This is a genomic window from Nocardioides sp. NPDC101246 (assembly GCF_044767415.1).
Lineage (GTDB): Bacteria > Actinomycetota > Actinomycetes > Propionibacteriales > Nocardioidaceae > Nocardioides.
In genome coordinates this window covers 55,233-81,712 of record NZ_JBIWNX010000018.1, presented here as the reverse complement: position 1 = coordinate 81,712, position 26,480 = coordinate 55,233, and the positions used below count along the sequence as shown (strand labels likewise).

Below are 26,480 nucleotides of genomic sequence, written 5' to 3'. Positions count from 1 at the left end.
TCCGGGTACTACTTGCCTCCAGTTACTTCGGTGGCATCCGGATGCCGCCGTCGACGCGGATCGTCTCGCCGTTCATGTAGTCGTTGGTCAGACACTCCACGACCATGCTGGCCAGCTCCGCCGGTTCACCGAGCCGGTGCGGGAACAGCACGCTCTCGCCGAGCTTGGCCTTGAACGCCTCCGACTCCGGGCCCTCGCCGTAGATCGGGGTGTCGATCAGCCCCGGGGCGACGGTGTTGACACGGATGCCGACCGCGGCGAGGTCGCGCGCGAGCGGGAGGGTGAGGCCGACGACGCCACCCTTGGACGAGGAGTACGACACCTGCCCGATCTGGCCGTCGAAGGCCGCCACGCTGGCCAGGTTGACGATCGCCCCACGCTGCCCGTTGGCGTCCGGCTCGTTGCGGCTGATGTAGGTCGCCGCCTGACGGCACATGTCGAAAGTGCCGATCAGGTTGATCGCGATGACCTTCTTGTACGCGTCCAGGTCGTGCGCCGACCCGATCTGACCGTCGCGTCCGATCGTCCGCTGTGCCCAGCCGATCCCGGCCGAGTTGACCACCGCCTTCAGCGGCGCGATCTCCACGGCCCTCTCCACGGCGTTGGTGATCTGGTCGGTGTCGGTCACATCAACGGGCACGAACAGCCCCTTGATCTCCTCCGCCAGGGCCTCGCCCTTGTCCTTCTGCATGTCCGCGACGATCACCGTCGCACCCTTGGCCGCCAGCGCCCGGGCGGTCGCCGCCCCGATCCCGCTGGCCGCTCCGGTCACGATCGCTGTGCTATCAGTCAACTCCATGGGCAGCACCCTAGACGTGACCACCCTCACGAGGGTGAATACCCGTTAACCGTCTCGCGGTCAGAGCGCGGTGGTGCCCTCGGCGATCAGGACCGCAGGCCCGGTGAGCAGGACGCGGTCGTCGGTCGTCCAGGTGACGTGGAGCGTGCCGCCGGGAACATCGACCCGGTACGTCACATCGGCATCGCGCGCGATCGCGAGGCCGTCGGCCTCGGCTGCCGCGACCATCACCGCACACGCTCCGGTGCCGCACGAGCGGGTCTCGCCGGCGCCGCGCTCGAAGACCCGCATCGCGACGTGGCGCTCGGCGACGCGCGCGAAGAACTCCACGTTGACCCCGTGCGGATAGACCGCCTCGTCGAAGACCGGGGAGTCGTAGAGGTCACCGACGGGGCCGTGCGGGTCGATCGACTCGACCTCGGCGGCGGCGTGCGGGTTGCCCATGTCGACGTTGCAGGCCGACCAGAAGTGGTGGGCGACGGTGACCTGGGTCGACCCGAGCAGCTTCGGCGAGCCCAGGTCGGCGGTCCAGACGTCCCCGTCCGCGCGCAGGGTCTTGTCACCGGCCCGCGTCGCGAAGGTGACCTCGTCGCCGGCGAGACCGGCGGAGCGCAGGTACTCGGCGAAGACCCGGGTGCCGTTGCCGCACATCTCGGCCAGGGTGCCGTCGGCATTGCGGTAGTCCATGAACCACTCCGCGTCGCTGACCGGGCGGTCCTCACCGGTGTAGGCGGCGGTCCGGATCACCCGCAGGATCCCGTCGCCGCCGATGCCGGCCCGGCGGTCGCACAGCGCGCGCACCCGGTCGGCCATCTCCTCGTCCGAGAGGGCACCGTGCACCGAGCCGTCGAGGTCGGGCAGCAGCACGAAGTCGTTCTCCGTGCCGTGCCCCAACACGTAGGCGTAGGACATCAGTAGAGGGACTTCGAGTAGGTGTCGGTGCGGTAGTAGTCCTCCATCTCCGCAAGCGTACGCGGGTCGTTCTCGACCTGCTTGGCGATGACCGCACGCTTGGGGAGGTGGTCGGGGTCCCACGTCTCCGGGTCCCACAGACCCGAGCGCAGGAACGCCTTCGCGCAGTGGAAGAAGATGTCGTCGATGTCGACGACCAGGGCGAGGATCGGCCGCTTGCCCTTCACGACCATCTCGTCGAAGAACGGTGCGTCCGAGACCAGTCGGGCACGGCCGTTGATCCGCAGCGTGTCGCCGCGGCCCGGGATCAGGAAGTTGAGCCCGACGTGAGGGTTGGCGAGCACGTTGCGGTAGCCGTCGACCCGCTTGTTGCCCGGCCGCTCCGCGATCGCGATCGTCTTCTCGTCGATGACGTGCACCAGCGACCCGGCCGGGTCGCCCTTGGGCGAGGCGTCGCAGTTGCCGGCGGCGTCCGAGGTCGCGAGCACGCAGAACGGCGTCGCGGCGAGCCACTGCCTGTCGATGTCGAGGAGCGCGGGGCGCCCCTTGGTCACCGCCCGCTCGTTCGGCACGCCGACCAGGTCGACGAGCTCCTCGAGCGTGCTGATCTCAGTCCAGGTAGGGGTCACAGGCTCAGGGTACGAGGCGTGCCCGCGGGCGGCCGAATCATTTCGCCGTCGCTCAGACCGTCGGTACCTCGCCCCGGCGGGCGCGCAGCCACTCGATCGGGTCGCCCCGGTCGACCTCGACACCGGCCATCCGGAGCATCATCCGGACCAGCAGGCGCCGATGGGCTGCGTACGTCAGGACGTGGGCGACCACCGACCCGATCTGGAAGCTCTCCGGCGGCTCGCACAGGGCGTCGATGAGCCGGTCCTCCCAGGCACCGCGCCGCTCGATGTCACGCACGACCGCCAACCATCGCGCGGCCACGGCCTCGTGCCGCTCGACGAGCGCGACACCTGCGTCGGCACGGCTCCGGACCGGCATGGAGAGTCCCTCGATGGAGGCGACCCAGCACTCCTTGGCCCACACCGTCGCCTCCAGGACCTGCGTGATCGACTCCTCCGGACCGTCCCACTCCAGCACCTCGTGGCCGGCCAGCCGCACCTCGGTGAGCACCTCCGCGGGCAGGCCCTTGGCGAGGTCGAGCAGGGCTCTGGTGTCGTCGAGGTCGTGCATGACGAGCTGCTCGGTCAGCGGCGAGAGCACCCGCTCCTGGGAGTCGACCCACAGCGACTCCGGCGGATGGAAGTGGATCCCGTTCGGGGCCGGCAGCCAGTGGCTGACCGCGGCGGTGCTCGGCGGGTGCCCGAAGGCCTTCGCATAGGCCCGCGAGAACCCCTCCATGGACTCGTACCCGGCCGCCCAGGCGGCATCGGTCACCGTGCCACCTTGCCGCAGCTGCCACGCGGCCCGCTCCAGCATCACCCGGCGCCGCATCGCGACCGGCGGCTCGCCCGCACCCCGGGAGAGCAGCCGGTTGAAGTGATAGGGCGAGGTGTAGGCGTCGCCGGCCATCTGCGCCAGCGTGCGCGGCTCTCCGTCGTCGGCACCGTCGAGCACCGCGTCCAGCAGCTCCCGCAGCCGGTCACGCTCGTTCCCGCTCACCCTGTCACCGCCCGCACCGCTGCGACCGCCTTCTCGAGACGGGCCGGATCGTCGTACGAGACCCACACGACCCGCGGATCCTTGCGGAACCAGGCATCCTGCCGTCGTGCGAACTGGCGGGTCTTGATCGCCGTCCGCTCCATGGCCTCCTCCAGCGTCGTCTCCCCCGCGAGGTAGGCAGCGACCTCCTTGTAGCCGATGGCCTTCGACGCGGTCCGCGACCGCCCCAGGCCGGCCTCCAGGAGCCGGGCCACCTCGTCGACGAAGCCGGACTCGAACATCTCCGAGACGCGCTGCCGGATGCGTACGTCCAGTGCCTCCCGGGAGATGTCGACGCCGATCTGGATGGAGGCGGGGTCGTGGTAGACCTGCTCGGGCAGCCGTGCGCTGAACGGCTCGCCGGTCAGCTCGATGACCTCCAGGGCGCGTACGACGCGGCGACCGTTGTCGATCTCGATCCGCTCGGCCGCGACCGGGTCCAGAGCTCGCAGACGGTCGTGAAGTGCCTTCTCACCTGCGGTTTCGAGCTCCTTCTCCAGACGCTCCCGCACCTCGTTCGAGGTCCCCGGGAACTCGAACCGGTCCAGGATCGCTCGCGTGTAGAGGGCGCTGCCGCCGACCAGCACGGGGGTCTTCCCTTCGTTGCGAAGCGTCGCGATCTCCTCGCGCGCCAGCGTCTGGAAGTCGGCGACGGAGGCAGGTTCGGCGATGTCGAGGAGGTCGAGGAGGTGGTGCGGGATCCCGCGTCGCTCGGCGACCGGCAGTTTCGCCGTCCCGATGTCCATACCGCGGTAGACCTGCATCGCGTCGGTGTTGATGACCTCGCCGCCGAGTGTCCCGGCGAGGTCGAGGGAGAGCGACGTCTTTCCTGCCGCGGTGGCTCCGACAACGGCCACGATAGGGGTGACGGACAGGGCAAAAGATCCCAGTTCACGTAGCCCGGATGACCCATCAGGGCCGCGTGTCCCCCTGTTGCTGTCGTACTCCATGCAGTTAGTCTGGCCGCAAGTTGGCTCAAACGGGGAGCCACCGATCAAGAGGGGGAAGCATGAGCTTCTTGGACAAGGCTAAGGACCTCGCCCAGCAGGGCATCGACAAGATCGGCGCCGACAAGGTCGGCGAGGGCCTGGACAAGGCCGGCGAGTTCGCCGACGAGAAGACCGGCGGCAAGTTCAGCGACCAGATCGACCAGGGCGTCGAGACCGCCAAGAACGAGGCGGAGAAGCTGGACGGCGGCAACTGAGCCATCCACAGTCTTCGAGGCGGGGAGCAACCCAGAGCGGGTTGCTCCCCGCCTCGCGTTTACGTCCGCTACACCCAGCTGAATCTTTACGTGGCGTTTTGCGAAACACTGTTACGAATCTGTTGCGACATGTGCCGTCACGTGGAACGGTCTAGACCGTCTCATTCTCGTGCTTCACCGAATGAGGCAGCCGGGGGGCGGACGTGACACGTCCGATTCCGGTCCAATCACAACTACTCGGAAGTGTGGACCAATATGTCTGAGAACTACGGCAACAGCGACGAGCAGCAGAACTACGGCCAGGAGGGCGGCTTCGGCGGCCAGGAGTCCAACGAGGGCTCCTCCTACGGCTCGGAGTCGTCCAACGAGGGTGGCTTCGGCGGCCAGGACGGCGGCCAGAGCGAGGGCGGCTACGGCTCGGAGTCCTCCAACGAGGGTGGCTTCGGCGGCGGCGAGCAGTCCGAGGGTTCCTCCTACGGCTCCGACGAGGGCTCGAACGAGGGCTCGAACGAGGGCGGTTCCTCCTACGGCGAGCAGTCCAACGAGGGCAGCTCCTACGGCTCCGAGGGTGGCGAGCAGGCCAACGAGGGTTCCTCCTACGGCGGCGGCCAGGACTCCGACGAGGGCTCCTCCTACGGCTCGGAGTCCTCCAACGAGGGCGGCTTCGGCGGCAACGAGCAGTCCGAGGGCTCGTCCTACGGCTCCGACCAGGGCTCGAACGAGGGTGGCTTCGGCGGCGGCGAGCAGTCCAACGAGGGCGGCTTCGGCGGCGAGCAGGGCCAGTCGCAGTACTGATCCAGCTCCGCTGATCACACAGATCGAGCGCCGGGTCCCGCGAGGGACCCGGCGCTCGGTGCTTTCTCAGATCAGATCAGATCAGGCCCGGTACGCCACCCAACCGTCGATCATGCGCTGCACCTGACCCGGCGTGAACTCGTCCATGCACGCGTCCTCGGTGTAGTCCATGAAGTTGTGGATCGGGTCGAGACCCGGAGCGGTGCAGGTGTCGGAACCCTCCGGACAGCCGAAGGCCGGCTCGGCCTCGGCCGGGGTGTCGGCGACCTGGTCACCCTTGCCACGGCAGCCACCCTGGAAGGTGTGGTAGAGGTGCAGCCAGTGGCCGACCTCGTGGGTGGCCGTGTCGCCCTCGTCGTACGGCGCCGCCGAGCCGCCCGGCAGCGACTCGCCGAGGATGACCACACCGTCCTGCGACCCGATGTTCTTGGTCGGGAAGGTCGCCCAGCCGAGCAGACCGTCGTCGATCTCGCCGATGTAGACGTTGAGCGCGTTGTCACCGCCCTGACGCAGGGATGCCTTCATGTCCCGCTCCCCGGTCGAACCGGAGATGATCGGATACCAGGCCGGGTTGATCGTGGTCTCCTGGCCGGCCACCTCGAAGGAGAACGGCGTGCCGGCGTACGCCGCGTTGAGCACGTCGATCTGGGCGTCGATGTTCGCCTGCGGGACGGCGCCGGTGGTGGCGTTCTCCTGGATGACGTGGATGTAGGTCGGGATCGTCGTCGGGCCGAGGGTGGCGTTGCCGCTCTTCTTCCCCTGCGTGGCCAGAGCGGAGCTGAGCGCCTTCTCCTTGGCGTCTGCCTGCTTCGCGGTCAGGTGGTTCGTGTCACGGACCTGCTTGGTGCCTTCGGCGACGCGGGCGGCTCCGACGTCGTGCGGGTCGAAGCAGGCATCGCCTCCTGCGGCCGCCTGCATCGCGGATGCGGGCGCCGCGGCTGCCAGACCTGATGCCACGAGAACTCCGAGCGCGCTCATCGCGACTGCTCTGCCGGCCAGCTTGGGAATCGACATTGGGTATCCCTTCCTGAGACAAGTTGCCTCAGGCTAGAGCAGAAATACCCCCGGGCGGAACGGCGTTACGGAGAATTTGCTGTTCGCGCAACCGAGTGCCGCAGGATCAGCCGCAGGCGGGGGCGGCCGGCAGCGGAGCGGGTACGCCGACCGACGGCATGCCGAGCCCGACCGAAGCGGCCTCGGGCTCGGGACGGCCCTGACGCGCCTCCCAGGCGTCGCCGGAACGGGTGCGGCGTACCTCGAGCACAGGGTTGTCGGCGACCAGGTGGTGCGGGGCCGCGTAGGTGATCTCGACCTTGACCATGTCGCCAGGGCGTACGCCCTCGGCGCCGGCGACGTTGAAGTGCACCAGCCGGTTGTCGGGAGCGCGACCGGAGAGCCGGTGGGTCTCGGAGTCCTTGCGGCCCTCCCCCTCGGCGACCATCAGCTCGAGCGTACGTCCGACGTTCTTCTTGTTCTCCTCGTAGGCGATCTCGTTGACGAGGTCGACGAGCCGGCCGTAGCGGTCCTTGACCACCTCGGGCGAGATCTGGTCGGGGAGATCGGCGGCCGGCGTGCCCGGACGCTTGGAGTACTGGAACGTGAAGGCGGAGGAGAAACGCGACTCGCGGACCACGTCCAGGGTGCCCTGGAAGTCCTCCTCGGTCTCCCCCGGGAAGCCGACGATGATGTCGGTCGTGATCGCCGCGTGCGGGATCGCCGCCCGGACGCGCTCGATGATGCCGAGGAACTTGGTCGACCGGTAGGAGCGGCGCATCGCCTTCAGCACCCGGTCGGAGCCGGACTGCAGCGGCATGTGCAGCGACGGCATCACGTTGGGCGTCTCTGCCATCGCCTCGATGACGTCGTCGGTGAACTCAGCCGGGTGCGGGCTGGTGAACCGGACCCGCTCCAGGCCCTCGATCTCGCCGCAGGCGCGCAGCAGCTTCGAGAAGGCCTGCCGGTCGCCGAACTCCACACCGTAGGCGTTGACGTTCTGGCCCAGCAGGGTGACCTCGGTGACGCCCTCGGCGACCAGCGCCTCGATCTCGGCGAGGATCTCGCCCGGGCGCCGGTCCTTCTCCTTGCCCCTCAGGCTCGGGACGATGCAGAACGTGCAGGTGTTGTTGCAGCCCACGCTCACCGACACCCAGGCGGCGTAGGCAGACTCGCGCTTGGTCGGCAGCGTGGACGGGAAGACCTCGAGGGACTCCAGGATCTCGACCTGGGCCTCCTCCTGCACCCGGGCCCGCTCGAGCAGCACCGGGAGCGAGCCGATGTTGTGCGTCCCGAACACCACGTCGACGTACGGCGCCTTCTTCGTGATCGTCGCCCGGTCCTTCTGCGCGAGGCAGCCGCCGACGGCGATCTGGAGGTCCGGGTTGGCCTCCTTGATCGGGGCCAGGTGGGAGAGGTTGCCGTAGAGCTTGTTGTCGGCGTTCTCCCGGACCGCGCACGTGTTGAACACGACCACGTCGGCCTGGGTGCCCTCGGTCGCCTTCAGGTAGCCGGCATCCTCGAGCAGACCCGAGAGGCGCTCGGAGTCGTGGACGTTCATCTGGCAGCCGTAGGTGCGGACTTCGTACGTACGGGCCGATGCGGAGCTCGAGGCGGTGGACACGGTCATAGCGTCCTCAAGAGTACGGCGATCAGGTGCAACGGCAGGAAATCCCGACCAGTTATCCGCTTGTAACCGATACCGGGGACCAATTCATGGATGTGCAATGCAGGATGTGGTTAGGTCTGCGGCATGACCGTGCTTGACACCGAACCCGCCAGCGCACCCTCGGGCGACGCCCTGGTGGTTCTTGACCACGTCGACAAGCACTACGGCGACCTGCACGTGCTCCAGGACATCAACATGGAGATCAAGCGTGGCGAGGTCGTCGTGGTGATCGGGCCCTCGGGTTCGGGGAAGTCGACCCTCTGCCGCACGATCAACCGACTGGAGACGATCGACTCGGGGACGATCACGCTCGACGGCAAGGAGCTGCCCGCCGAGGGCAAGGGCCTGGCCAAGCTGCGGGCCGAGGTCGGGATGGTCTTCCAGAGCTTCAACCTCTTCGCCCACAAGACGATCCTGCAGAACGTGACGCTGGGCCCGATGAAGGTGCGCAAGCTGAAGAAGTCCGAGGCTGAGGCCGAGGCCAAGAAGCTGCTCGACCGCGTCGGCGTGGGCGCCCAGGCCGCGAAATACCCGGCCCAGCTCTCCGGCGGTCAGCAGCAGCGCGTCGCGATCGCCCGGGCGCTGGCGATGAAGCCGCAGGTGATGCTCTTCGACGAGCCCACCTCCGCCCTCGACCCGGAGATGGTCAAGGAGGTGCTCGACGTGATGGTCAGCCTCGCCAAGGAGGGCATGACCATGATCGTGGTCACCCACGAGATGGGGTTCGCTCGCGTCGCCGCCGACCGTGTCGTCTTCATGGCCGACGGCCAGATCGTCGAGTCCAACACCCCGGCCGAGTTCTTCGACAACCCGCAGTCCGAGCGCGCCAAGGACTTCCTCGGCAAGATCCTCAAGCACTGAAACGTACGTCTCTCGGGTGAGCCGTCGGCTCGCAGACCCCCGCATGACACTCAACACTCATTCCAGAAGGTGGATTCGATGAAGTTCCAGAAGATCGCCGCGGTCGCGGGCGTCCTCGCGCTCGCCGGCTCGCTCGCTGCCTGTGGTGGCAACGACGACACCGGCTCCGACGCCGGCGGCGACAAGATCAAGATCGGCATCAAGTTCGACCAGCCGGGCCTCGGGTTCAAGGAGGCCGACGGTGACTACTCCGGCTTCGACGTCGACATGGCCGAGTACATCGCCGAGGGCCTCGGCTACGACGACGACCAGATCGAGTGGGTCGAGGCCGTCTCCGCCAACCGCGAGACGTTCCTCAAGGACGGCACCGTCGACATGATCCTGGCGACGTACTCGATCACCGACGAGCGCAAGGCCGAGGTCGACTTCGCCGGCCCGTACTACATCGCCGGCCAGGACCTCTTGGTCGCCGCCGACAACACCGACATCACCGGCCCCGAGTCGCTCGACGGCAAGAAGCTCTGCTCGGTGACCGGCTCGACCTCGGCCCAGAAGGTCAAGGACGAGTACTCCAAGGGCGTCCAGCTGCAGGAGTTCGACACCTACAGCAAGTGCGTCACCGCGATCGAGGGCGGCCAGCTCGACGCCATGACCACCGACGACATCATCCTGGCGGGCTACGCCCAGCAGTCGCCGGGCAAGTTCAAGATCGTCGGCGCTCCCTTCTCGGAGGAGAACTACGGCGTCGGCCTGCCCAAGGGCAGCGAGGACCGCGACAAGATCAACGACCTGATCGAGCAGTCCTTCGAGGACGGCGCCTGGGAAGAGGCGTTCAACGACAACCTCGGTGAGTCCGGCTACGCGCTGCCGGAGCCGCCGGCCGTCGACCGCTACTGAGGCACCCGCGGGGCAGGGGAGTCTGCTCCCCTGCCCCGTCGCCGCGTCCAGCGCAAGAAATTTGGAAGGACCAATGGACCTCATCTCCGAGAGCGGGTCAGCCATCCTGACCTCGTTCGGGCTGACCTTGAGACTCGCCTTCTTCAGCGGCATCTTCTCGCTGCTGCTCGGCGTGGTGCTCGCGACGTTCCGGGTCTCACCGGTTCCCGTGCTGCGCTGGATCGGCTCGGCCGTCGTCTACACGTTCCGCAACACTCCGCTGACCCTGGTCATGTTCTTCACGCTCTTCGGACTGAGCTATCAGCTCGGCCTCAGCTTCGACGAGGACCTGATCTACCGCAACAACTTCTGGCTGGCCGTCCTCGCGCTCAGCGTCTACACCTCGACCTTCGTGTGTGAGGTGCTGCGCTCGGGCATCAACACGGTGCCGCTCGGACAGGCCGAGGCGGCGCGCGCGATCGGGCTGACCTTCACCCAGAACCTTCGCCTGATCGTCCTTCCCCAGGCGTTGAGGTCGGTGATCAACCCGCTCGCCAGCGTACTGATCGCGATGACCAAGAACACGACCGTCGCCGTCACCATCGGTGTCACCACCGCCACCATGGTCAACGAGGCGTCAGGGCAGATGAAGTCGCTGATGGAGCGCAACTCCGACCAGATCCTGCTGATCTTCATCATCTTCGCGGTGGGCTTCATGATCCTGACCCTGCCCATCGGCTTCATCGCCGGCTGGGCCGCCAAGCGATTCGCGGTGATCCGATAATGAGCGCCTCAGTTCTGTACGACGCCCCCGGCCCCCGCGGCAAGGCGCTCAACTGGATCTACTCGGCCATCGCCCTCCTGGTCCTGGCCTGGGTGGCCTGGTTCGTCTACTCCAAGTTCGACGAAACCGGGCAGTGGGACGCCGAGAAGTGGAAGCCATTCCTCGAGGCGCCGGTCTGGGAGAACTTCCTCATCCCCGGTCTCATCGGCACCCTGAGCGCTTTCGCCGTCGGTGCGGTGCTCGCGCTCACCTTCGGGTTCGTCCTAGCAGTCGGCCGCCTCTCGCGGAGCCGGATCATCAGCGTCCCCAGCGGTGTGATCGTGGAGTTCTTCCGTGCCATCCCGATGCTGCTGCTGATGATGTTCATCTACTTCATGCAGCAGCCGCTCGGGCTCGAGACCAGCGTCTTCTGGGCGGTCGTCCTCGGCCTCATGCTCTACAACGGCTCGGTGCTGGCCGAGGTGATCCGCGCGGGTGTCGGCGCTCTACCGAAAGGGCAGTCGGAGGCCGGTGTCGCGATCGGGCTCTCGCCCGGTCAGGTGATGCGTGCCATCCTGCTTCCGCAGGCCGTGCGCTCGATGCTGCCGGCGATCATCGCTCAGCTCGTGGTGCTGCTCAAGGACACCGCGCTCGGCTACATCCTCGCCTACAACGAACTGCTCAATCAGATCAACAAGATCGAGGGCAACTACGACAACCTGATTCCCGCGGCCATCGTGGTCGCGCTGATCTACATCGCGCTCAACACGCTTCTCGGCCTCGCTGCGAACTACGCCGAAGCACGCACCCGGCGTGTGGCACGCACTGCGGCACCGGTCGGTCACGCCGGCGCGATCGACCCGGTCGCCGCCGAGGCCGAGCTCGTTCAGAAGGCGAACGCCGCCAACGTCGGTGGCGCCGGGCCCGGCGCCTGAGAATCCGGACATACCAACGGCCCGCTGCCCCTCCTCGGGGCAGCGGGCCGTTGCGTGCTCGCTTCGCGAGCTGACTCCCTCGCTCGGCCCGAGCGGACGAGCAAGCTCGCCGCTCGACCTCGCTCAGTCGTCTACCAGCCCTTACTTCTTCTTCGGAGTCACCCAGAGGTTGATCGTGCCCTCGATGGCCACCGTGCCGTCCTCGCGGATGCCCTTGACGCGCACCGCGAGGTCACCGTCGGCGGTGTCCCACTGCTCCTGGTCGGTCTCCGCGATGCAGGTGATGTCGGTGGAGGCCTTGGCCGTGTAGGAGACGGTCATCCCCTTGGGGATCCAGCGCTTGTCGCGCGGGATGGTGACCTCCGCAAGGGCACCCATCGCCATCTCGAGACCGTTGCACAGCGCGATGGCGTGAACGGTGCCGATGTGGTTGTGGTTGCCCTTGCGGTTCGGGACGATGACCTCGGCGTAGTTGGGTCGCAGCTGGTTGACCAGCGGGTGGATGGACCCGAAGTAGGGCGCCTTCTTCGCGAATGCGACCGAGAATGCTCTCTTGCCTACAACGGGGACACGGTTGAAGGACTTCCAGAGGTCGTAGAGCTGGCTCATGGCAGTCAGGTTACCCGAGGGTAACCTCCTCCCCTCTCCTGGCCCGAGATCAGGAGAGGGAGAGGAAGACCTTCTCGAGCTCCTCGATCTGCTCCGGGCGATCTCCGTCGGCGTGCGCGCGGCGCAGCTCGTTGGAGAGCAGCGCGAAGGCCGCCTTGTCGAGGGCCCTGGTCACTGCCTTGAGCTGGCCGACCACATCGGCGAGCTCGCGGCCGTCTTCGATCATGCGGAGCACGCCGCCGAGCTGGCCCTGAGCCCGGCGGACTCGATTGACCACGCTCGTCGTCTCCGCGTCCCGAGGCTGGGGGACGGTCACGTCGTCAGTCAAAGTCTTGCCTTCCATCGTTTCTGGCATCATTCCTGGCTCGTTGTTGTATCCCCCGGGGGACAACGGTCCAGACCAGTGGGCGTTACGGTTCTTTTTGGTTGATTCCAGTTTTCGCCCACACAAGACCGAACTTCGTGCTAGTTGCCCGTCTGCCAGACGATCTCGACGCGGTTGCCGAACGGATCGCGGACATGGAAGCGCTGGAATCCGTCGGCGTTGTGGCGCTGGCTCCAGTCGACATCGAAGCCCAGGCTCGCCAACCTCGCGCCCATGCTCTCGAGGTCTGCCTCGGTCTCCACCGCCAGAGCAGGATGGGCCTTGGCCTGCGGTCGGTGCGGGTCCTCGACGCCGAGGTGGATCTCCGCGCCGCCCGGCGAGCGGAACCAGGCGCCACCGCGCTTGGCCAGCTCGGCCGGCTTCGGCACCTCGGACAGCCCGAGGCCGTCGGCGTAGAAGGTCCGGGCCTCGTCCTCGTGGCCGGCGGGCATACCGACCTGTACGTGATGGATGCGCATCATGCCTCCAGTCTGCGGGCGACCACGAAGACTCGGCGGAACGGGAGCAGGACGAAACTGTTTCCTACCGAATCGTTTCGTACGGGATAGGCCTGTGCCAGACGGTTCTTGAGCTCCTCGGCGAAGGGCTCGAAGAGACCGGCCTTCTCCAGGGCGGCGGCATTGGGGCGGAGGCTCGTTCCGGCGATCCAGGTGAAGACCGGGTCCTCCCCGGTCAGCACGTGGAGGTACGTCGTCTCCCAGGCATCGACCTCGAAGCCCTCCCGCACCAGCACGTCGTAGTAGTCGGCCGGGTCGTGCGACCCGGGCGCCTCGAGGTGGCGGGTGTGCTCGGCGTAGGGCTCCTCGGCGGCCAGCTCCTCGCGGAGCCTGTGGCTGGGCTCGTCGAAGTTGCCCGGGACCTGGAAGGCGAACCAGCCACCCTCCCCGACCGCGCCGGCGAGCAACGGGAGCAGGTCCAGGTGGCCGGGGACCCACTGGAGGGTGGCGTTGGAGAGGAGTACGTCGACCGATCCCGGCACCACCGAGTCGGCCCAGTCGCGCAGGTCCGCCACCGCGAAGTCCACGCCGTCGATGGTCGCGCGTGCCTTGTCGATCATCGGCGCGCTGGAGTCGAGTCCGACGACACTGGCCTCCGGCCAGCGGCCGGCCGCGAGGGCGGTCAGGTTGCCGGGACCGCAGCCGAGGTCGACCACCGTCTTCGGACGATCCGCGTCGATCCGGCGAAGGAGATCGACGAAGGGACGGCCCCGCTCGTCGGAGTAGGTCAGATAGCGCTCGGGATCCCATGCGGTCATGGCGTACGTCCTCTCGATTTCTCTTGATGTCAAGATATCCAGATCGTCTCGCCGACTTGTCTCGATGTCAAGATTCTCGATGAGGCGAGTTTGGGCTAGGCTCTCGCCATGCGCGACGAAGTCGACGACCTGAGCGAGGCCTGGGCACACGAGCGGCCAGACCTGGACCTGGGGCCCGTCGAGATCTTCTCGCGTCTCTCCCGCCTCTCGCGTCACCTCGACCTCGCTCGACGCGACGCGTTCTCCGGCTCCGGGATCGAGTCGTGGGAGTTCGACGTGCTCGCCGCCCTGCGCCGAGCGGGCGACCCCTACGAGCTCTCCCCCGGCAGACTGCTGCGCGAGACCCTGGTGACCAGCGGGACCATGACCAACCGCGTCGACCGGCTCGCCTCCCGCGGACTGGTCGAGCGACTGCCGGATCCGGCGGACCGCCGCGGTGTCCTCGTTCGGCTCACGCCCGACGGCAAGGCGACCGTCGACAGCGCCTTCGAGGCCCTGCTCGCGGCCGAGCGGGAGTTCCTAGACAGCCTCTCCGACGACCAGCAGAGTCACCTCACCGATCTGCTGCGCCGTCTGCTGGTCCCCTTCTCATCCTGACCAACAACCGCGCCGAGTCGGCTCATCTTGACCGAAAACCCCGCCGAGTCGGCGCGTCATGACGCGCCGACTCGGCGGTTGATCTCGTCAGTTTGCGCCGACTCGGCGCGCTGGACGCTACTCCAGGACTTCGGCGGCTTCGAGCCACTCGAGCTCGAGGTCGTCCTTCTCCGCGGCGAGCTGATCCAGCTCTGCGCTGAGCTCGGCGAGCCGGGTGTAGTCGTTGACCGACTCGGCCATCGCGAGCTCGAGCTTCTGCTGCTGCTCGCCGATCCGCTCGAGCTGCTTGTCGATCCTGGCGATGATCTTCTTCGCCGCCCGCTCGTCGGCGGAGCCGGGCTTGGCCTTCGACGGGCCGGGCGCTGCCGTCTCGGCCGACGCGAGCGACGCCTCGGCCTGCGGGGCTGACGTCTCGGCCGGGATGGGGAGGCGGCGCTCGAGATACTCGTCGACACCGCGCGGGAGCATGGAGATCTGGCCGTCGCCGAGAAGGGCCCAGACGGAGTCGGTGACCCGCTCGAGGAAGTAGCGGTCGTGGGAGACGACGATCAGGGTGCCGGGCCAGGCGTCGAGGAAGTCCTCGAGGACGTTGAGGGTCTCGATGTCGAGGTCGTTGGTCGGCTCGTCGAGCAGCAGTACGTTGGGCTCGGTCAGCAGCAGGCGCAGCAGCTGGAAGCGGCGGCGCTCGCCGCCGGAGAGGTCGCCGATGCGGGTGACCAGCTTGTCGCCGGTGAAACCGAAGCGCTCCAGCATCGAGGTCGCCGAGAGCTCCTGGCCGTCGGTCGTCTTGGTGACCCGCTTGATCGACTCGACGGTCGGGAGGACCCGTGCCTCCGGATCGAGGTCGTCGAGCTGCTGGGTCAGGTGCTGGAGAGCGATGGTGCGGCCGTGGCGTACCTTCCCCACCGCAGGCGGGAGGGAGCCGTCCAGGAGCGAGAGCACCGAGGTCTTGCCGGCGCCGTTGACGCCGACGATGCCGATCCGGTCCCCCGGACCGATGCGCCAGGTCGCGTGCGACAGCAGCTGCCGCTCCCCGCGGAACAGGTCGACGTCCTCGACGTCGATGACGTCCTTGCCGAGCCGCTGGGCGGCGAACTTCTGCAGCTCGAAGCGGTCGCGCGGCGGAGGTACGTCCTCGATGAGCTGGTTGGCGGCGTCGATGCGGAACTTCGGCTTGGAGGTACGCGCCGGGGCGCCGCGGCGCAGCCAGGCCAGCTCTTTGCGGACCAGGTTCTGGCGGCGTACCTCGGTGGCGGCGGCCTGACGGGACCGCTCGGCCTTGGCGAGCACGAAGGCGGCGTAGCCACCCTCGTAGGCGTCGACCTGACCGTCGTGGACCTCCCAGGTGAACTGGCACACCGCGTCGAGGAACCAGCGGTCGTGGGTGACCACGACGAGAGCGGACGAGCGCGCGGCCAGGTGTGCGGCGAGCCAGGCCACGGCCTCGACGTCGAGGTGGTTGGTCGGCTCGTCGAGGACGATCAGGTCGTGCTCCCCGAGCAGCAGCTCGGCCAGGGCACAGCGCCGACGCTCACCACCGGACAGCCCCATCACCGCCCGGTCGAGGTCGATCCCGGCCAGGAGCTGCTCCACGATCTCCCGCAGCGCCGGGACGCCGGCCCACTCGTGGTCGGACCGCCCGCCGAGCACCGCCTCGCGGACGCTGTGGGAGTCGACCAGCTGGTCACCCTGGTGCAGGAACCCGACGAGCAGGCCCCGCTGGCGCGAGACGCGGCCGGAGTCAGGCTCCTCGAGACCGGTCATCACCTGCAGGAGCGTCGTCTTCCCGTCGCCGTTGCGGCCGACGATGCCGACCCGGTCGCCGGCGTTGATGCCGAGGGAGACGTCGTCGAGGAGGGGCCGGATGCCGTACGCCTTGGAGACGTGCTCGAGGTTGAGGAGGTTCGCCATATCGCCTCCCATTGTCCCCGAGGGCGGTGAGGCAGGCCGCATCGCGGCGGCCATCCAGCGGCACGCCGGGCGGACGAAGACCCGCTGACCTGCTTAGACTCGGTGCAATGGCCGAGAAGACGCTCCGCGAGCACACCCATGGCTCGCGTCAGATGATCCTCGAAGCAGCGCTGCGGCTGGCCGCCGAGCGCGGCTATGTCGGCACGACGATGGCGCAGGTCCGCCGCGCGACTGGCCTCCCGCCGTCCTCCCTCTACTGGCACTTCTCCAACAAGGACCAGCTCCTCGCCGAGGCGCTCGAGCACGGCTACACCCGCTGGCACCACGTCGCCCCGCGGTGGGAGCCGGCACCGATCGACAACGACCTGCGCAAAGGGCTGCTGGCCAACCTGCGGCGTACGACGTCGGACACCCACGGCGCCAAGGCCGACTGGTGGCGGATGGGCCTGATGCTCGCCCTCGAGTCCGGCCCGACGGTCGGCGACGGTCCGCGCGAGCGCTTCCTCCAGATCCGCACCCAGACGATGGCCGAGTTCGAGCGGTGGTGGTCCGAGGCGGTCGACCTTCCGGCCCCGCACATCGAGACCCTCGCGCGGCTGACGCTCGCCGCGCACGACGGTCTCTTCGTCCACGCCCAGACCGACGAGCAGGCCGACCTCGAGCCGCTCCGGCGACGTCTCGCCGATGGGCTGGCCGAGGTCGCGGACCATCTCCGGAAGCAGGACCCGGCGGCCGTCCCGGAGCCCGTGGACCTGCCGCCGGTGACGTACGAGGGCAGGAGCAGCAGCCGCGAAAAGCTCGTCGCAGCAGCGCTGGAGGTAGCCGCGGAGAGCGGCTACGAGGGCGCCTCGATCAGCCGGATCTGTGCGGCGGCGGAGCTGCCAGCCTCCTCGGTCTACTGGCACTTCGCGAACAAGGACGACCTGTTCTCGGCCGCGGTGGACGACTCCTACCGCGCCTGGAGCAGCGCCCAGTCCTCGTGGCAGCCGCCGAGCGCGGACGGCGACTGCCCCACTGATCTCCCCCTGTTGCTGAGGCCGCTGGTGGCCAGCCTGCACCGGCTGCCCCCGTTCCTGCGGATCGGCCTGATGCTGGTGCTCCCGACGCGGCCCGAGCCGCTTCCCGGCCGCGACCGGTTCCTTGCCGTACGCCGCCAGTCGCGAGACGACTTCGCCGGATGGTTCCGCGGAGCGCTCGGCGACGACGGGCCCGCGCACGCCGACGAGATGGCGGCGCTGGTGCTCGTGATCGCAGACGGACTTCTCTTTGCCGAGGCGCTCGACAGCGCCGACATGCCACCGGCCACGACCTCGGACCTGCTGGCGCGACTGGTGACGGCGACGCCGTTTCATACACAGATCAGCCACTGACCTACTACCGTAGGTCCACAGAAGGTTTACGGCGCTAACGGGCGGAAACGCATCGAACTGTATGCCGTGTCATCTATTTCCGCAGGTCAGGAATGAGATTTATCCAACATTTGCTCCACAACCTCCGGAACGATCGTTACAGTGACTGCTGTCACAGAGAGTTGGAGGCCCCAGATCCCCCCTTCGTGGTGCCTCCGTCTCATTAAGGAGATCCCCCCATGAGCGTCACTGCTATCCCCACCCTGGCTAGTCAGCACGACCATGAAGGTGCCCCGAGGACGACCTCTTCGGCGACCCCGTCTGCGACGAAGGCCCTCCAGATCCTGGAGGCATTTCTCGGAGCCGGCCCGAAGCTCGGTGTCAGCGAGATCGCTCGCACCGCGGGCCTTCCCAAGTCGACCGCCTTCCGCCTCCTGCGTCACCTCGAGCAGAGCGGGTACGTCGAGCGCATCGGCCGCCACTACGTACTCGGCCGGCGGCTCTTCGAGCTCGGCAACGCGGTCCAGATCTGCCGCCCGCAGGGCATCCGCGAGACCGCGATGCCGCATCTGGCCGAGCTCTACGTGGCGACCGGCAAGACCGTGCACCTCGCCATCCTCGAAGGCACCGACATCGTCATCCTGGAGAAGATCACCGGTCGCGGTGGCATCCAGCCGGACACGTACGTCGGCGGGCGAGCTCCCGCCGCCTGCTCCGCGCTCGGCAAGGCGATCCTCTCGTTCAGCGACCGCAACCACATCGCGGCCGTGCTCGAGTCCGGTCTGGTGCGGCGCACCCGCCACTCGCACGGCGACCCGGCGAAGTTCCTCGCCGAGCTCCGCCGCGCCAACAGCGAGCGCATCGCCTTCGACCGCGAGGAGGCCCAGCTCGGCATCGTCTGCGCCGCGGTCCCGATCATGATCGAGGGCCGTGCGATCGCCGCCGTCTCCGTCTCCGGCGGTGCCGCCGGCTTCAACGCGGCCAGCATCACCCGCCACCTGCGCCGTGCCGCCGCAGCGATCTCCGACGAGGTCGTCTCCAGCGCCGCCTGACCCGACGAGACGTCACGTACGTCGGCCGAGGCGTCGGTTTCGTCGGTCGAGAAGTCATGCGCTGACGTCTCGACCGACGTACCTGACGTCTCGACCGACCGGGGTGACGTCTCGGCGGGGTGGGTCAGTAGGTGACCAGGTGGGCACCGGCGACCGGGCCCGGGGCGGTCCAGACGCGGTCGTACGCCTTGGCCTGCATCGCTCCGGCGACCTCACGGGCATGTGCGGCGTCGCGGCAGAGCATCAGGACCGTCGGGCCCGAACCGGAGAGCTGCACGGCCAGGGCGCCTGCCTCGGCGCCGTCCGCGAAGGTCTGGGCGAGGTCGGGACGTAGCGCCAGGGCCGGCGCCTGCAGGTCGTTGGTGAGCGCTTCGGCGAGCAGCTCCGCATCACCCTTCTCCAGCGCCATGAGCAGGCTCTCGGGCACCTGCGGGTCGCCGACCCCGGTCCCGGCGTGCTCGTCGAAGGCGCGGTAGACCGACGGCGTCGACAGTCCCTGCTCGTTGCCGACCGCGACCCACCACCAGGCGCCGTTGTCGGTGACCGGCTCGACGATCTCGCCACGGCCGCCGCCGATGGCGGTGGCACCGATGAGCGCGAATGGTACGTCGGAGCCAAGCTGCCCCGCCAGGCTCAGCAGATCCTCGTCGGGCGTCTCCAGCGACCACAGCCGGTCCAGGGCGACGAGCGTCGCGGCGGCGTCGGCGGACCCGCCGGCGAGTCCGCCGGCGACCGGGATGCCCTTGTGGATCGCGACCTTCGCGGCCTTGTCGATGCCGTGGTGAGCGGCGAGCGCCTTGCCTGCGCGCACGACGATGTTGTCGTCACCGGCCGGGACCTCCGCCAGCGCGATGTGGTCCTCCGCGGTGAGCGTGACCTGCCACTCGGCGGCCTCGCTCACGGTGACGTCGTCGTAGAGCCCGATCGCCTGGTAGACGGTCGCCAGCGGGTGGAACCCGTCCTCACGGACCGGACCCACGCCGAGGTGGAGGTTGAACTTCGCGGCGGCGCGGACGGTGATCGTCATGAGGGAACCCTTTGAAGCGATTCGGTGATGCGTACGAAGTCCGCGATGGTCAGCGCCTCGCCCCGCGCGAGCGGGTCGATCCCGGCCGCCACCAGCGCCTTCTCGGCGGCGTCGGCAGAGCCGGCCAGAGGCTTGAGTACGCCGCGCAGCGCCTTGCGACGTTGCGCGAAGGCGGCGTCGATGACCGCGAAGACCTCTTCGCGCGAGACCGTCGTCGACGGCGGCTCGCGGTGACGCCAGTAGACGAGCCCGGAGTCGACGTTCGGCGCCGGCCAGAAGACGTTGCGGCCGATCGCACCGGCGCGGCGCACCTCGGCGTACCAGGCGGCCTTGACCGACGGGACGCCGTAGACCTTGGAGCCGGGCTTGGCGGCCAGCCGGTCGGCGACCTCGGCCTGCACCATCACCAGCCCGTGGCGCAGCGAGGGCAGCAGGGACATCAGGTGCAGCAGGACCGGCACGGAGACGTTGTAGGGCAGGTTGGCGACCAGCGCCGTCGGCGGCGGACCGGGGACGGAGTCGACCCGTAGGGCGTCGGCGCGGAGCAGGCTGAACGCGTCGGCCTGGTCGGGGGCGTACTCCTGGATGGTTCTCGGCAGCCGCTGCGCCAAGACCTCGTCGATCTCGATCGCGGTCACCGTCGCGCCGGTCTCCAGGATGGCGAGGGTGAGCGACCCGAGGCCGGGGCCGACCTCGACCACGACGTCGTCGGCGCCGACACCGGACTCGCGCACGATCCGGCGCACGGTGTTGGCGTCGATGACGAAGTTCTGCCCACGCTGCTTGGTGGGGCGCAGGTCGAGCTCGGCTGCGAGCGCCCGGACCTCCGCGGGCCCCAACATGCGCGTCGGAGTGCGGCCGGTCATGTCACACAGCGTAGGCCCCACACCACTGAGTCGGCGCATCTGTCCCGCCCCACAACGCCGAGTCGGCGCGTCTGTCCCACGTTGCTGGGACAGACGCGCCGACTCGAGCCCGGATTCCGGGACAGATGCGCCGGGTCGCGGTTACTGCGGCAGGCCGAGGCTCTGCGAGCAGGCCGGCCAGGAGCCGTAGCCACCGTTGGCGTCGCGGACCTTGGTCGCGATCGCGATCTGGGTCTCGCGGCTGTTCTCGCTCGGGAGGCCGGAGCCGCCGTAGGCCTGCCAGGTCTGCACGTTGAACTGCAGCCCGCCGTAGTAGCCGTTGCCGGTGTTGATCGCCCAGTTGCCACCGGACTCACACTGCGCGAGCTGGTCCCAGACGGTGTTGCCGCCGGCGAAGTTGGCCGCGGGGGCCTCCTCCTTGGTGCCGACCTTGACCACCCGGGTCTCGGCCTTCTCGATGACGTTCTGCTCGAGGACCTTGCGGGAGACGGCCTCGCCGTTCTTGTAGAAGATGCGGTAGGTCACCGAACGGACTCCGTCGGAGCCTTCCTCGACGACCTCGGTCTCGCCCTTGGCCATCGAGGAGTCCTCGATCTCCTTGACCGGAGCCTCGACCGCCTCGCGGGCGACCTTCCGGTTCTTGGCGGAGAAGTCGGTGAAGACGATCTTCTGACCGGTCCTCAGAGCCTTGTCGGAGGCCGGGGAGACCTGGTCCCGAGGCTCGAGCTCGACACCGAGGTCCTTGAGCGCATCGCCCACGGTCAGCGCGGTCACGCTGACCTTCTTGGTCTTCTTCCCCGCCAGCGCGACCTTGACGGCCTTCGGCGTGATGACGTCGAGCGACATCCCGTCGCGGCCGATGTAGGCGCCACGGCTGGTCGAGAGCTCGGCTCGGTCGTACTCACGGCCGAGCTCGGCGAGCGCGCCGCCGACGGTGGTCGCGGTGACCCAGTGGTCCTGGGACTTGCCGTCGACCTCGAGGCTCAGCTGACGGGCGTAGCGGACGCTGATCGCGCTGCCGTCCTCGACCTCGGTGTCGAGCGATGGGGCGACCGCGTCGCGGTCGCCGATCTCGATGCCTTCGGCCTCGAGGACCTCACCGACCGTGTCGGCGTTGACGCTGACGTCCTTGGCCTTGCCGTCGACCGAGACGATGACATCGGTCTGGGCGGTCTTGACCCCGTACGCTGCGCCGCCTGCGGCGACCACTGCGGCGGCGAGTCCGCCGACCAGAACGGCCTTACGGCGTCGGGTTGAAGCGATGTTGCGGAACCACGAGTTGGTGCTGCTGGGGGGCACGATGCTCCGATGTTCGGTGTCCCCGGGCACGGGCGAACGGTGTTGCGAGATCTGGTGATCTACGCGCTGAGGCCCACCCCCAACACCGTCCGGATCTGTCCCGATCCCGGCTATCTCGCCGGACAGCGGAACAAATGCGGTCGGTTAAATGCAAGTCCCCTGACCGATCAGCAGGCAATTACAAGCATGCAATCTCGGCATCAAATGATGGCCAGGGAGCGCTGTCAATACCTGTCGCAGTGAATAACAGGTGTGCGATTCAACACGTCGAAATCGCTGGTCAAGCGGGTTGATCACCGCGCATGTCGTAATCCCGCCACGAAATATCGTGCCCGCTGGCCAATAGGCGACAAATCCTTTACAGGTAACTGCGTTGCTTGGTGTTGTACTCCGAAGCCATCTGTGTCGTGATGGCCCGTCGTGCCGGTCAGTTCTCGGGTAAGGCAGATGTGCGCGATGTCACCAGACTCCGGAGGAACGATGAACAGACGCGTTATCAGCGCGCTGGCCGCACTCGCGGTCGCAGGCGTGACGCCAGTGGTTCTCACTCACTCGTCGGCGATCGCCGTCGAGACCGAGGGGACCCCTGCTGCGGCGGCCGTCAAGCAGAAGGTCGACGACAAGCCCGACGCGCTCAACACCAAGCGCCGCGAGCTCAAGACCAACGCCGCCACCGCGGTTGCCACGGGCGAGAAGCAGACGGTCACCAAGAACGGCAGCCAGGTCGTCAAGATGGGCTCGGGCAAGAACACCCACTGGGTGGAGCACGAGCCCACCGAGAAGTCCCAGCTGCTGAGCTTCCTGGTCGAGTTCGGCGAGGGCGGCAACCCCGCCTTCCCCGAGAACACCTCGGGCCCGCTCCACAACGAGATCGCCCCGCCCGCCGAGGACGACAACTCCACCTACTGGGAGGAGGACTTCGCCCGCGAGCACTACATGGACATGTTCTTCAACCAGAAGAAGGGCAAGGAGTCGTTCCACAACGTCTACAAGGAGATGTCGAGCGGCCGCTTCGACCTCCAGGGTGACGTCAGCGACTGGGTGACCCTTCCGCACGCGGAGTCCTACTACCAGAGCGCGACCGGCGACGAGACCGCCACCGCGATGAAGAACTACGTCCAGGACAGCGCCAACGCCTGGTACGACGCGCAGAAGGCGGCGGGCAAGACTGACGCCGAGATCACCGCGTACCTCCAGGACTACGACATCTGGGACCGCTACGACCTCGATGGCGACGGCAACTTCAACGAGGCCGACGGCTACATCGACCACTTCCAGGCGATCCACTCCGGCGAAGGGGAGGAGGCCGGCGCCGACCCGTGGACCATCTGGTCGCACCGCTGGGCCGCCAACGCGTCCGGTTCCGACGGCCCGGCCGACTTCCCGAAGGCCGGCGGCGTCAAGATCGGTAACACCGACATCTGGATCCGCGACTACACCACTGAGCCCGAGAACGGCGGCCTGGGCGTCTTCGCCCACGAGTTCGGCCACGACCTCGGTCTGCCGGACTTCTACGACACCGCCGGCGGCGAGAACGGCACCGGCTTCTGGACCCTGATGAGCTCGGGTTCGTGGCTCGGTCACGGTGACGGCACCATCGGCACCACCCCGAACCACATGGGCGCTCCCGAGAAGCTCTTCCTCGGCTGGCTCAACTACGACACGGTCGACGCCGGCGACAAGAAGAAGCTGACGCTTGGGCCGAGCTTCCACGACACCGGCAACAAGACGCCGCAGGCGCTCGTGGTCAACCTCCCCGACGGCGAGACCACCCACGACGTCGGCTCCGGCACGTCCGGCAAGTCGTTCCTCTACTCCGGCAAGGGCGACGACCGCACGGCTACCGCAGTCAGCCCGTCGATCACGGTGCCCGACGGTGGCACGCTCTCGGCGAAGGTGAAGTACGACCTCGAGGCGGAGTACGACTTCACCTTCCTGGAGGCCTCCACCGACGGCGGCACCACCTGGTCGACCCCGCTGGCGACGAACCTGTCCTCGGCCGAGTACAACAACGGCATCCACGGCACCTCGGACAGCACCTGTGAGGGCAACTGCGCCGACCACGACCCGACCGAGTACGTCGACCTGACCGCCGACCTCTCGGCGTACGCCGGTCAGAGCGTGAAGCTCCGCTTCCGCACCGCGAACGACGGCGGCGTCGCCTACTACGGCTTCGCCATCGACGACCTCTCGGTCGGCTCGGCCTACACGACGGACTTCTCGTCCTTCGCGGACTGGACCGTCAAGGAGTACATGGGCATCACCGACGGCACCTACACCTCGACGTACCCGCGCTTCTACATCGCCGAGAACCGGCAGTACAAGGGCTACGACAAGACGCTGGCCGAGGGTCCGTACAACTTCGGCTACGGGGTCACCGCGCCTGACAAGGTGGACCACTACGCCTACCAGGACGGCCTGCTGGTCTGGTACCAGAACGGCGCCTACGGCGACAACAACACCTCCGAGCACCCCGGTGGTGGCCAGGCGCTGGTCGTCGACTCCACCTCCGGCGTCCAGAAGTGGTCGAACGGCACCCTGTCGCGCAACCGGATCCAGGGCTACGACTCGACCTTCGACGTCGACCGTACCGACCGCCTCCACCTCGAGAACGAGGTCGCCGGTGCGCCGAACAACGTCCTCGACGTGCCGCGGCGCAAGAGCGTGCCGACCTTCTACGACAGCTCCGAGACGGCCTACTGGGATGCGACCAACCCGGCGCACTCCACCAAGACCGCCGGTAGCGGCGTGAAGATCCAGGTGCTCTCCTCCGACGAGCGCAAGGGCACGATGAAGATCAGCGTCTCCTGACCTGATCCCAGCAACGAGAAAGGGCCCGAGGCGATCGCCTCGGGCCCTTCCCGTGTTGGTGCTCAGTCGTTCACCAGGTGCCGCCGAAGGCGGTCTCGGTGTTGGCGTTGACGGCATTGCAGAGCGCCTCGAGGTCGTCGCCGCGTACTTCGGCCATCACCCGCATCGTCGCCGGGATCATGTAGCTGGAGTTGATCGCGCCTCGGTGCGGGTGGGGCGTCAGGAACGGGGCGTCGGTCTCGACCAGGATGCGGTCCTGCGGAGTGATCGCGAGGGCGTCGCGCAGGTATTGCGCGTTCTTGAACGTCACGGTGCCGGCGAAGGAGAGGTACGCGCCCCGGTCGAGGCACTGGCGGGCGAACTCGGGATCACCGGAGAAGCAGTGCATCACCCAGCGCTCCGGCGGGCCGACGCTGTCGATCACCTCGAGCACCGCGTCGTGGGCGTCGCGGTCGTGGATCATCAGGGTCTTGTCGAGGCGCTTGGCGATGTCGATGTGGCGCCGGAACGAGTAGGCCTGGGTCTCGCGGCCCTCCTCGTCGGTGCGGAAGAAGTCCATCCCGGTCTCCCCCACCACGCGCACCTTGTCGTGCGCGCCGGCCAGCTTCTCGATCTCGTCGAGCGCGGCCTCGAGATCGGGCTGGCGAGGAGCGTCGTTGGGATGGAGCGCCACCCCGGCGACCATGTTGTCGTACGTCTGGGCCGCCTCGACCGCCCAGCGCGCGCCGGGCAGGTCGCAGCCGATCTGCACCACCCTGGTCACCCCCACCGCCGCCGCCTGCGCCAGCGCCTCCGCGACCGGGAGGCTCTCCTCGCCGCGGACGATGTCGAGGTGGGTGTGGTTGTCGACGACCGGTGCGGGCAGCGGCTCGGGAAGCGGTGGAAAGCTCACACGAGCATCGTACGGACCACGTGCTGTCTCCTCGGAGCCCGCCGAGTCGGCGCATCGGCACGATGCTCGCTGGCGCTCGCCGTGCAGATGCGCCGACTCGGCTAGGCGTGGATCAGGTTGTAGACCTCGCGCTTGGGGACGCCAGCTCGCTTGGCCGCTTCCGCAATGGCTTCCTTTTTCGTCAGGCCGTCTTCCTGTAGGTCGGCCACCGCCGCTCGCAGGCTCTCGGGGTCGCTGCCGATCTCGGCGGACGGGTCGGCGCCGGTGACGACGATGGTGACCTCGCCGCGTACTCCCTCGGCGGCCCAGTCGACGAGCTCGGCCAGTCCCCCGCGGCGTACTTCCTCGTGGGTCTTGGTCAGCTCGCGGCAGACGGCGGCGGCGCGGCCGTCGCCGAAGGCGTCGCGCATGGCGGCCAGGGCGGCCTCGGTGCGGTGGGGGGCCTCGAAGAAGACCATGGTGCGCTCCTCCTTGGCCAGGCTCGCCAAACGCCTCGAGCGCTCGCCGGCCTTGCGGGGCAGGAAGCCCTCGAAGCAGAACCGGTCGACGGGGAGGCCGCTGACGGCCAGGGCGGTCAGGACGGCGGAGGGGCCGGGCACCGCGGTGACGCGTACGTCCTTCTCGACCGCCGCCGCGACCAGGCGGTAGCCGGGGTCGGAGACCGACGGCATGCCGGCATCGGTGACCAGCAGCACCCGGTTGCCGTCGAGGAGATCGGCGAGCAGCGTCGGCGTACGTGAACTCTCGTTGCCCTCGAAGTAGGAGACGATGCGGCCCTTGATCTCGACGCCGAGATCGGTCGTCAGCCGACGCAGGCGACGGGTGTCCTCAGCTGCGATGACATCCGCGACGGCCAGCTCCGAAGCCAAACGGGGTGGGGCATCCTCCACACGCCCGATCGGGGTTGCCGCCAAGATGAGCACGCCGTCCTCTGGATCTACCACCCCGATATTGTCGCAGGCCTATAAGG

At 68.1% G+C, this 26,480-nt stretch carries 27 protein-coding genes; 10 read left to right on the top strand and 17 right to left on the bottom strand.

What is annotated here, in order from left to right; all coding sequences use genetic code 11:
- Positions 1 to 22: 22 nt before the first annotated feature.
- Genes ACIRON_RS26620 through miaA form a run of 5 tightly spaced genes read right to left on the bottom strand, consistent with a single transcriptional unit; the run spans position 23 to position 4,251 of the window.
- Entirely contained in the window at positions 23 to 799 is a 777-nt protein-coding gene (locus tag ACIRON_RS26620; RefSeq protein ID WP_091051594.1) for an SDR family NAD(P)-dependent oxidoreductase, read from the bottom strand.
- A 60-nt stretch (positions 800 to 859) separates the two neighbouring features.
- A complete protein-coding gene (gene dapF, locus ACIRON_RS26615) occupies positions 860 to 1,711 on the bottom strand; it encodes a diaminopimelate epimerase (protein WP_402997167.1) in 852 nt (283 codons plus the stop codon).
- Complete coding sequence (locus tag ACIRON_RS26610; protein ID WP_091051590.1) at positions 1,711 to 2,340, bottom strand: pyridoxamine 5'-phosphate oxidase family protein; 630 nt, start codon at positions 2,338 to 2,340, stop codon at positions 1,711 to 1,713. Before ACIRON_RS26610 ends, dapF begins: the two co-directional genes overlap by 1 nt.
- A gap of 52 nt (positions 2,341 to 2,392) precedes the next feature.
- The gene (locus ACIRON_RS26605; RefSeq protein WP_402997163.1) at positions 2,393 to 3,322 is read right to left on the bottom strand and encodes a helix-turn-helix transcriptional regulator; all 930 of its coding nucleotides are present in this window, start codon (positions 3,320 to 3,322) and stop codon (positions 2,393 to 2,395) included.
- Positions 3,319 to 4,251: a tRNA (adenosine(37)-N6)-dimethylallyltransferase MiaA gene (miaA, locus tag ACIRON_RS26600; RefSeq protein WP_402997273.1), complete on the bottom strand. Its 933-nt coding sequence runs from the start codon at positions 4,249 to 4,251 to the stop codon at positions 3,319 to 3,321. Before miaA ends, ACIRON_RS26605 begins: the two co-directional genes overlap by 4 nt.
- A gap of 119 nt (positions 4,252 to 4,370) precedes the next feature.
- On the opposite strand from miaA, the gene ACIRON_RS26595 reads away from it, so the two are divergent.
- Both ACIRON_RS26595 and ACIRON_RS26590 read left to right on the top strand, forming a co-directional pair.
- A complete protein-coding gene (locus tag ACIRON_RS26595; RefSeq protein WP_160025434.1) occupies positions 4,371 to 4,565 on the top strand; it encodes an antitoxin in 195 nt (64 codons plus the stop codon).
- A gap of 255 nt (positions 4,566 to 4,820) precedes the next feature.
- Entirely contained in the window at positions 4,821 to 5,360 is a 540-nt protein-coding gene (locus ACIRON_RS26590; protein ID WP_402997160.1) for a hypothetical protein, read from the top strand.
- 81 nt (positions 5,361 to 5,441) lie between these two features.
- Here ACIRON_RS26590 and ACIRON_RS26585 read toward each other — a convergent pair whose 3' ends face one another.
- On the bottom strand, positions 5,442 to 6,374 hold the full coding sequence (locus ACIRON_RS26585) for a zinc metalloprotease (RefSeq protein WP_402997157.1): 933 nt from the start codon (positions 6,372 to 6,374) through the stop codon (positions 5,442 to 5,444).
- 106 nt (positions 6,375 to 6,480) lie between these two features.
- A complete protein-coding gene (gene miaB / locus ACIRON_RS26580; protein ID WP_402997154.1) occupies positions 6,481 to 7,983 on the bottom strand; it encodes a tRNA (N6-isopentenyl adenosine(37)-C2)-methylthiotransferase MiaB in 1,503 nt (500 codons plus the stop codon).
- Positions 7,984 to 8,106: 123 nt separating this feature from the next.
- Between miaB and ACIRON_RS26575 the strand changes: the two genes are divergently transcribed.
- From ACIRON_RS26575 to ACIRON_RS26560, 4 genes are all read left to right on the top strand, one after another.
- Positions 8,107 to 8,883, top strand: coding sequence for an amino acid ABC transporter ATP-binding protein (locus ACIRON_RS26575; RefSeq protein ID WP_091051573.1), 777 nt, complete (start codon positions 8,107 to 8,109; stop codon positions 8,881 to 8,883).
- Between the two features lie 78 nt (positions 8,884 to 8,961).
- Positions 8,962 to 9,780 carry a glutamate ABC transporter substrate-binding protein gene (locus ACIRON_RS26570; RefSeq protein WP_402997150.1) on the top strand — a complete coding sequence of 273 codons (819 nt, stop codon included), beginning with the start codon at positions 8,962 to 8,964 and terminating at the stop codon, positions 9,778 to 9,780.
- A 73-nt stretch (positions 9,781 to 9,853) separates the two neighbouring features.
- Positions 9,854 to 10,543 (top strand): amino acid ABC transporter permease, encoded by a 690-nt coding sequence (locus ACIRON_RS26565; protein WP_402997148.1) that lies wholly within the window; start codon positions 9,854 to 9,856, stop codon positions 10,541 to 10,543.
- Entirely contained in the window at positions 10,543 to 11,457 is a 915-nt protein-coding gene (locus ACIRON_RS26560) for an amino acid ABC transporter permease (RefSeq protein WP_402997145.1), read from the top strand. Before ACIRON_RS26565 ends, ACIRON_RS26560 begins: the two co-directional genes overlap by 1 nt.
- A gap of 141 nt (positions 11,458 to 11,598) precedes the next feature.
- On the opposite strand, the gene ACIRON_RS26555 is transcribed toward ACIRON_RS26560, so the two are convergent.
- The 4 genes from ACIRON_RS26555 to ACIRON_RS26540 form a co-directional block, all read right to left on the bottom strand.
- Complete coding sequence (locus ACIRON_RS26555; protein WP_350829608.1) at positions 11,599 to 12,066, bottom strand: hotdog fold domain-containing protein; 468 nt, start codon at positions 12,064 to 12,066, stop codon at positions 11,599 to 11,601.
- Positions 12,067 to 12,115: 49 nt separating this feature from the next.
- Complete coding sequence (locus tag ACIRON_RS26550) at positions 12,116 to 12,382, bottom strand: metal-sensitive transcriptional regulator (protein ID WP_008362591.1); 267 nt, start codon at positions 12,380 to 12,382, stop codon at positions 12,116 to 12,118.
- 149 nt (positions 12,383 to 12,531) lie between these two features.
- A complete protein-coding gene (locus tag ACIRON_RS26545; protein ID WP_402997141.1) occupies positions 12,532 to 12,912 on the bottom strand; it encodes a VOC family protein in 381 nt (126 codons plus the stop codon).
- Positions 12,909 to 13,706 carry a methyltransferase domain-containing protein gene (locus tag ACIRON_RS26540; protein WP_402997139.1) on the bottom strand — a complete coding sequence of 266 codons (798 nt, stop codon included), beginning with the start codon at positions 13,704 to 13,706 and terminating at the stop codon, positions 12,909 to 12,911. Before ACIRON_RS26540 ends, ACIRON_RS26545 begins: the two co-directional genes overlap by 4 nt.
- 108 nt (positions 13,707 to 13,814) lie before the next feature.
- Here ACIRON_RS26540 and ACIRON_RS26535 point away from each other — a divergent pair, with 108 nt between their 5' ends.
- Positions 13,815 to 14,303, top strand: a complete 489-nt coding sequence (locus tag ACIRON_RS26535) for a MarR family winged helix-turn-helix transcriptional regulator (RefSeq protein ID WP_091051555.1) — start codon at positions 13,815 to 13,817, stop codon at positions 14,301 to 14,303.
- A gap of 117 nt (positions 14,304 to 14,420) precedes the next feature.
- Here the strand turns inward: ACIRON_RS26535 and ACIRON_RS26530 are convergent, their stop codons facing one another.
- A complete protein-coding gene (locus ACIRON_RS26530) occupies positions 14,421 to 16,214 on the bottom strand; it encodes an ATP-binding cassette domain-containing protein (RefSeq protein ID WP_402997135.1) in 1,794 nt (597 codons plus the stop codon).
- Between the two features lie 107 nt (positions 16,215 to 16,321).
- On the opposite strand from ACIRON_RS26530, the gene ACIRON_RS26525 reads away from it, so the two are divergent.
- Both ACIRON_RS26525 and ACIRON_RS26520 read left to right on the top strand, forming a co-directional pair.
- The gene (locus ACIRON_RS26525; RefSeq protein WP_402997132.1) at positions 16,322 to 17,584 is read left to right on the top strand and encodes a TetR/AcrR family transcriptional regulator; all 1,263 of its coding nucleotides are present in this window, start codon (positions 16,322 to 16,324) and stop codon (positions 17,582 to 17,584) included.
- Between the two features lie 218 nt (positions 17,585 to 17,802).
- Positions 17,803 to 18,615, top strand: coding sequence for an IclR family transcriptional regulator (locus ACIRON_RS26520; protein ID WP_091051548.1), 813 nt, complete (start codon positions 17,803 to 17,805; stop codon positions 18,613 to 18,615).
- Positions 18,616 to 18,739: 124 nt separating this feature from the next.
- Here the strand turns inward: ACIRON_RS26520 and ACIRON_RS26515 are convergent, their stop codons facing one another.
- From ACIRON_RS26515 to ACIRON_RS26505, 3 genes are all read right to left on the bottom strand, one after another.
- Positions 18,740 to 19,642, bottom strand: coding sequence for a 4-(cytidine 5'-diphospho)-2-C-methyl-D-erythritol kinase (locus ACIRON_RS26515; RefSeq protein WP_402997129.1), 903 nt, complete (start codon positions 19,640 to 19,642; stop codon positions 18,740 to 18,742).
- Positions 19,639 to 20,508: a 16S rRNA (adenine(1518)-N(6)/adenine(1519)-N(6))-dimethyltransferase RsmA gene (gene rsmA, locus ACIRON_RS26510; RefSeq protein ID WP_402997127.1), complete on the bottom strand. Its 870-nt coding sequence runs from the start codon at positions 20,506 to 20,508 to the stop codon at positions 19,639 to 19,641. Before rsmA ends, ACIRON_RS26515 begins: the two co-directional genes overlap by 4 nt.
- A 141-nt stretch (positions 20,509 to 20,649) precedes the next feature.
- Entirely contained in the window at positions 20,650 to 21,807 is a 1,158-nt protein-coding gene (locus ACIRON_RS26505; RefSeq protein WP_402997125.1) for a ubiquitin-like domain-containing protein, read from the bottom strand.
- Positions 21,808 to 22,287: 480 nt separating this feature from the next.
- Here ACIRON_RS26505 and ACIRON_RS26500 point away from each other — a divergent pair, with 480 nt between their 5' ends.
- A complete protein-coding gene (locus ACIRON_RS26500) occupies positions 22,288 to 24,618 on the top strand; it encodes an immune inhibitor A domain-containing protein (protein WP_402997120.1) in 2,331 nt (776 codons plus the stop codon).
- Between the two features lie 70 nt (positions 24,619 to 24,688).
- Here the strand turns inward: ACIRON_RS26500 and ACIRON_RS26495 are convergent, their stop codons facing one another.
- Together ACIRON_RS26495 and rsmI are read right to left on the bottom strand one after the other, a co-directional pair.
- Positions 24,689 to 25,510: a TatD family hydrolase gene (locus tag ACIRON_RS26495; protein ID WP_402997118.1), complete on the bottom strand. Its 822-nt coding sequence runs from the start codon at positions 25,508 to 25,510 to the stop codon at positions 24,689 to 24,691.
- Between the two features lie 101 nt (positions 25,511 to 25,611).
- Positions 25,612 to 26,454, bottom strand: coding sequence for a 16S rRNA (cytidine(1402)-2'-O)-methyltransferase (gene rsmI, locus ACIRON_RS26490; protein ID WP_402997115.1), 843 nt, complete (start codon positions 26,452 to 26,454; stop codon positions 25,612 to 25,614).
- Positions 26,455 to 26,480: the final 26 nt, after the last annotated feature.

Coding starts and splice junctions, on each gene's coding strand:
- ACIRON_RS26590 (WP_402997160.1), top strand. CDS start 4,821: ATGTCTGAGAACTACGGCAACAGCGACGAGCAGCAGAACTACGGCCAG.
- miaB (WP_402997154.1), bottom strand. CDS start 7,983: ATGACCGTGTCCACCGCCTCGAGCTCCGCATCGGCCCGTACGTACGAA.
- ACIRON_RS26595 (WP_160025434.1), top strand. CDS start 4,371: ATGAGCTTCTTGGACAAGGCTAAGGACCTCGCCCAGCAGGGCATCGAC.
- ACIRON_RS26565 (WP_402997148.1), top strand. CDS start 9,854: ATGGACCTCATCTCCGAGAGCGGGTCAGCCATCCTGACCTCGTTCGGG.
- ACIRON_RS26560 (WP_402997145.1), top strand. CDS start 10,543: ATGAGCGCCTCAGTTCTGTACGACGCCCCCGGCCCCCGCGGCAAGGCG.
- ACIRON_RS26530 (WP_402997135.1), bottom strand. CDS start 16,214: ATGGCGAACCTCCTCAACCTCGAGCACGTCTCCAAGGCGTACGGCATC.
- ACIRON_RS26515 (WP_402997129.1), bottom strand. CDS start 19,642: ATGACGATCACCGTCCGCGCCGCCGCGAAGTTCAACCTCCACCTCGGC.
- ACIRON_RS26500 (WP_402997120.1), top strand. CDS start 22,288: ATGAACAGACGCGTTATCAGCGCGCTGGCCGCACTCGCGGTCGCAGGC.
- ACIRON_RS26575 (WP_091051573.1), top strand. CDS start 8,107: ATGACCGTGCTTGACACCGAACCCGCCAGCGCACCCTCGGGCGACGCC.
- ACIRON_RS26525 (WP_402997132.1), top strand. CDS start 16,322: ATGGCCGAGAAGACGCTCCGCGAGCACACCCATGGCTCGCGTCAGATG.
- ACIRON_RS26540 (WP_402997139.1), bottom strand. CDS start 13,706: ATGACCGCATGGGATCCCGAGCGCTATCTGACCTACTCCGACGAGCGG.
- ACIRON_RS26620 (WP_091051594.1), bottom strand. CDS start 799: ATGGAGTTGACTGATAGCACAGCGATCGTGACCGGAGCGGCCAGCGGG.
- ACIRON_RS26520 (WP_091051548.1), top strand. CDS start 17,803: ATGAGCGTCACTGCTATCCCCACCCTGGCTAGTCAGCACGACCATGAA.
- ACIRON_RS26570 (WP_402997150.1), top strand. CDS start 8,962: ATGAAGTTCCAGAAGATCGCCGCGGTCGCGGGCGTCCTCGCGCTCGCC.
- ACIRON_RS26585 (WP_402997157.1), bottom strand. CDS start 6,374: ATGTCGATTCCCAAGCTGGCCGGCAGAGCAGTCGCGATGAGCGCGCTC.
- dapF (WP_402997167.1), bottom strand. CDS start 1,711: ATGTCCTACGCCTACGTGTTGGGGCACGGCACGGAGAACGACTTCGTG.
- rsmA (WP_402997127.1), bottom strand. CDS start 20,508: ATGACCGGCCGCACTCCGACGCGCATGTTGGGGCCCGCGGAGGTCCGG.
- ACIRON_RS26555 (WP_350829608.1), bottom strand. CDS start 12,066: ATGAGCCAGCTCTACGACCTCTGGAAGTCCTTCAACCGTGTCCCCGTT.
- ACIRON_RS26535 (WP_091051555.1), top strand. CDS start 13,815: ATGCGCGACGAAGTCGACGACCTGAGCGAGGCCTGGGCACACGAGCGG.
- ACIRON_RS26545 (WP_402997141.1), bottom strand. CDS start 12,912: ATGATGCGCATCCATCACGTACAGGTCGGTATGCCCGCCGGCCACGAG.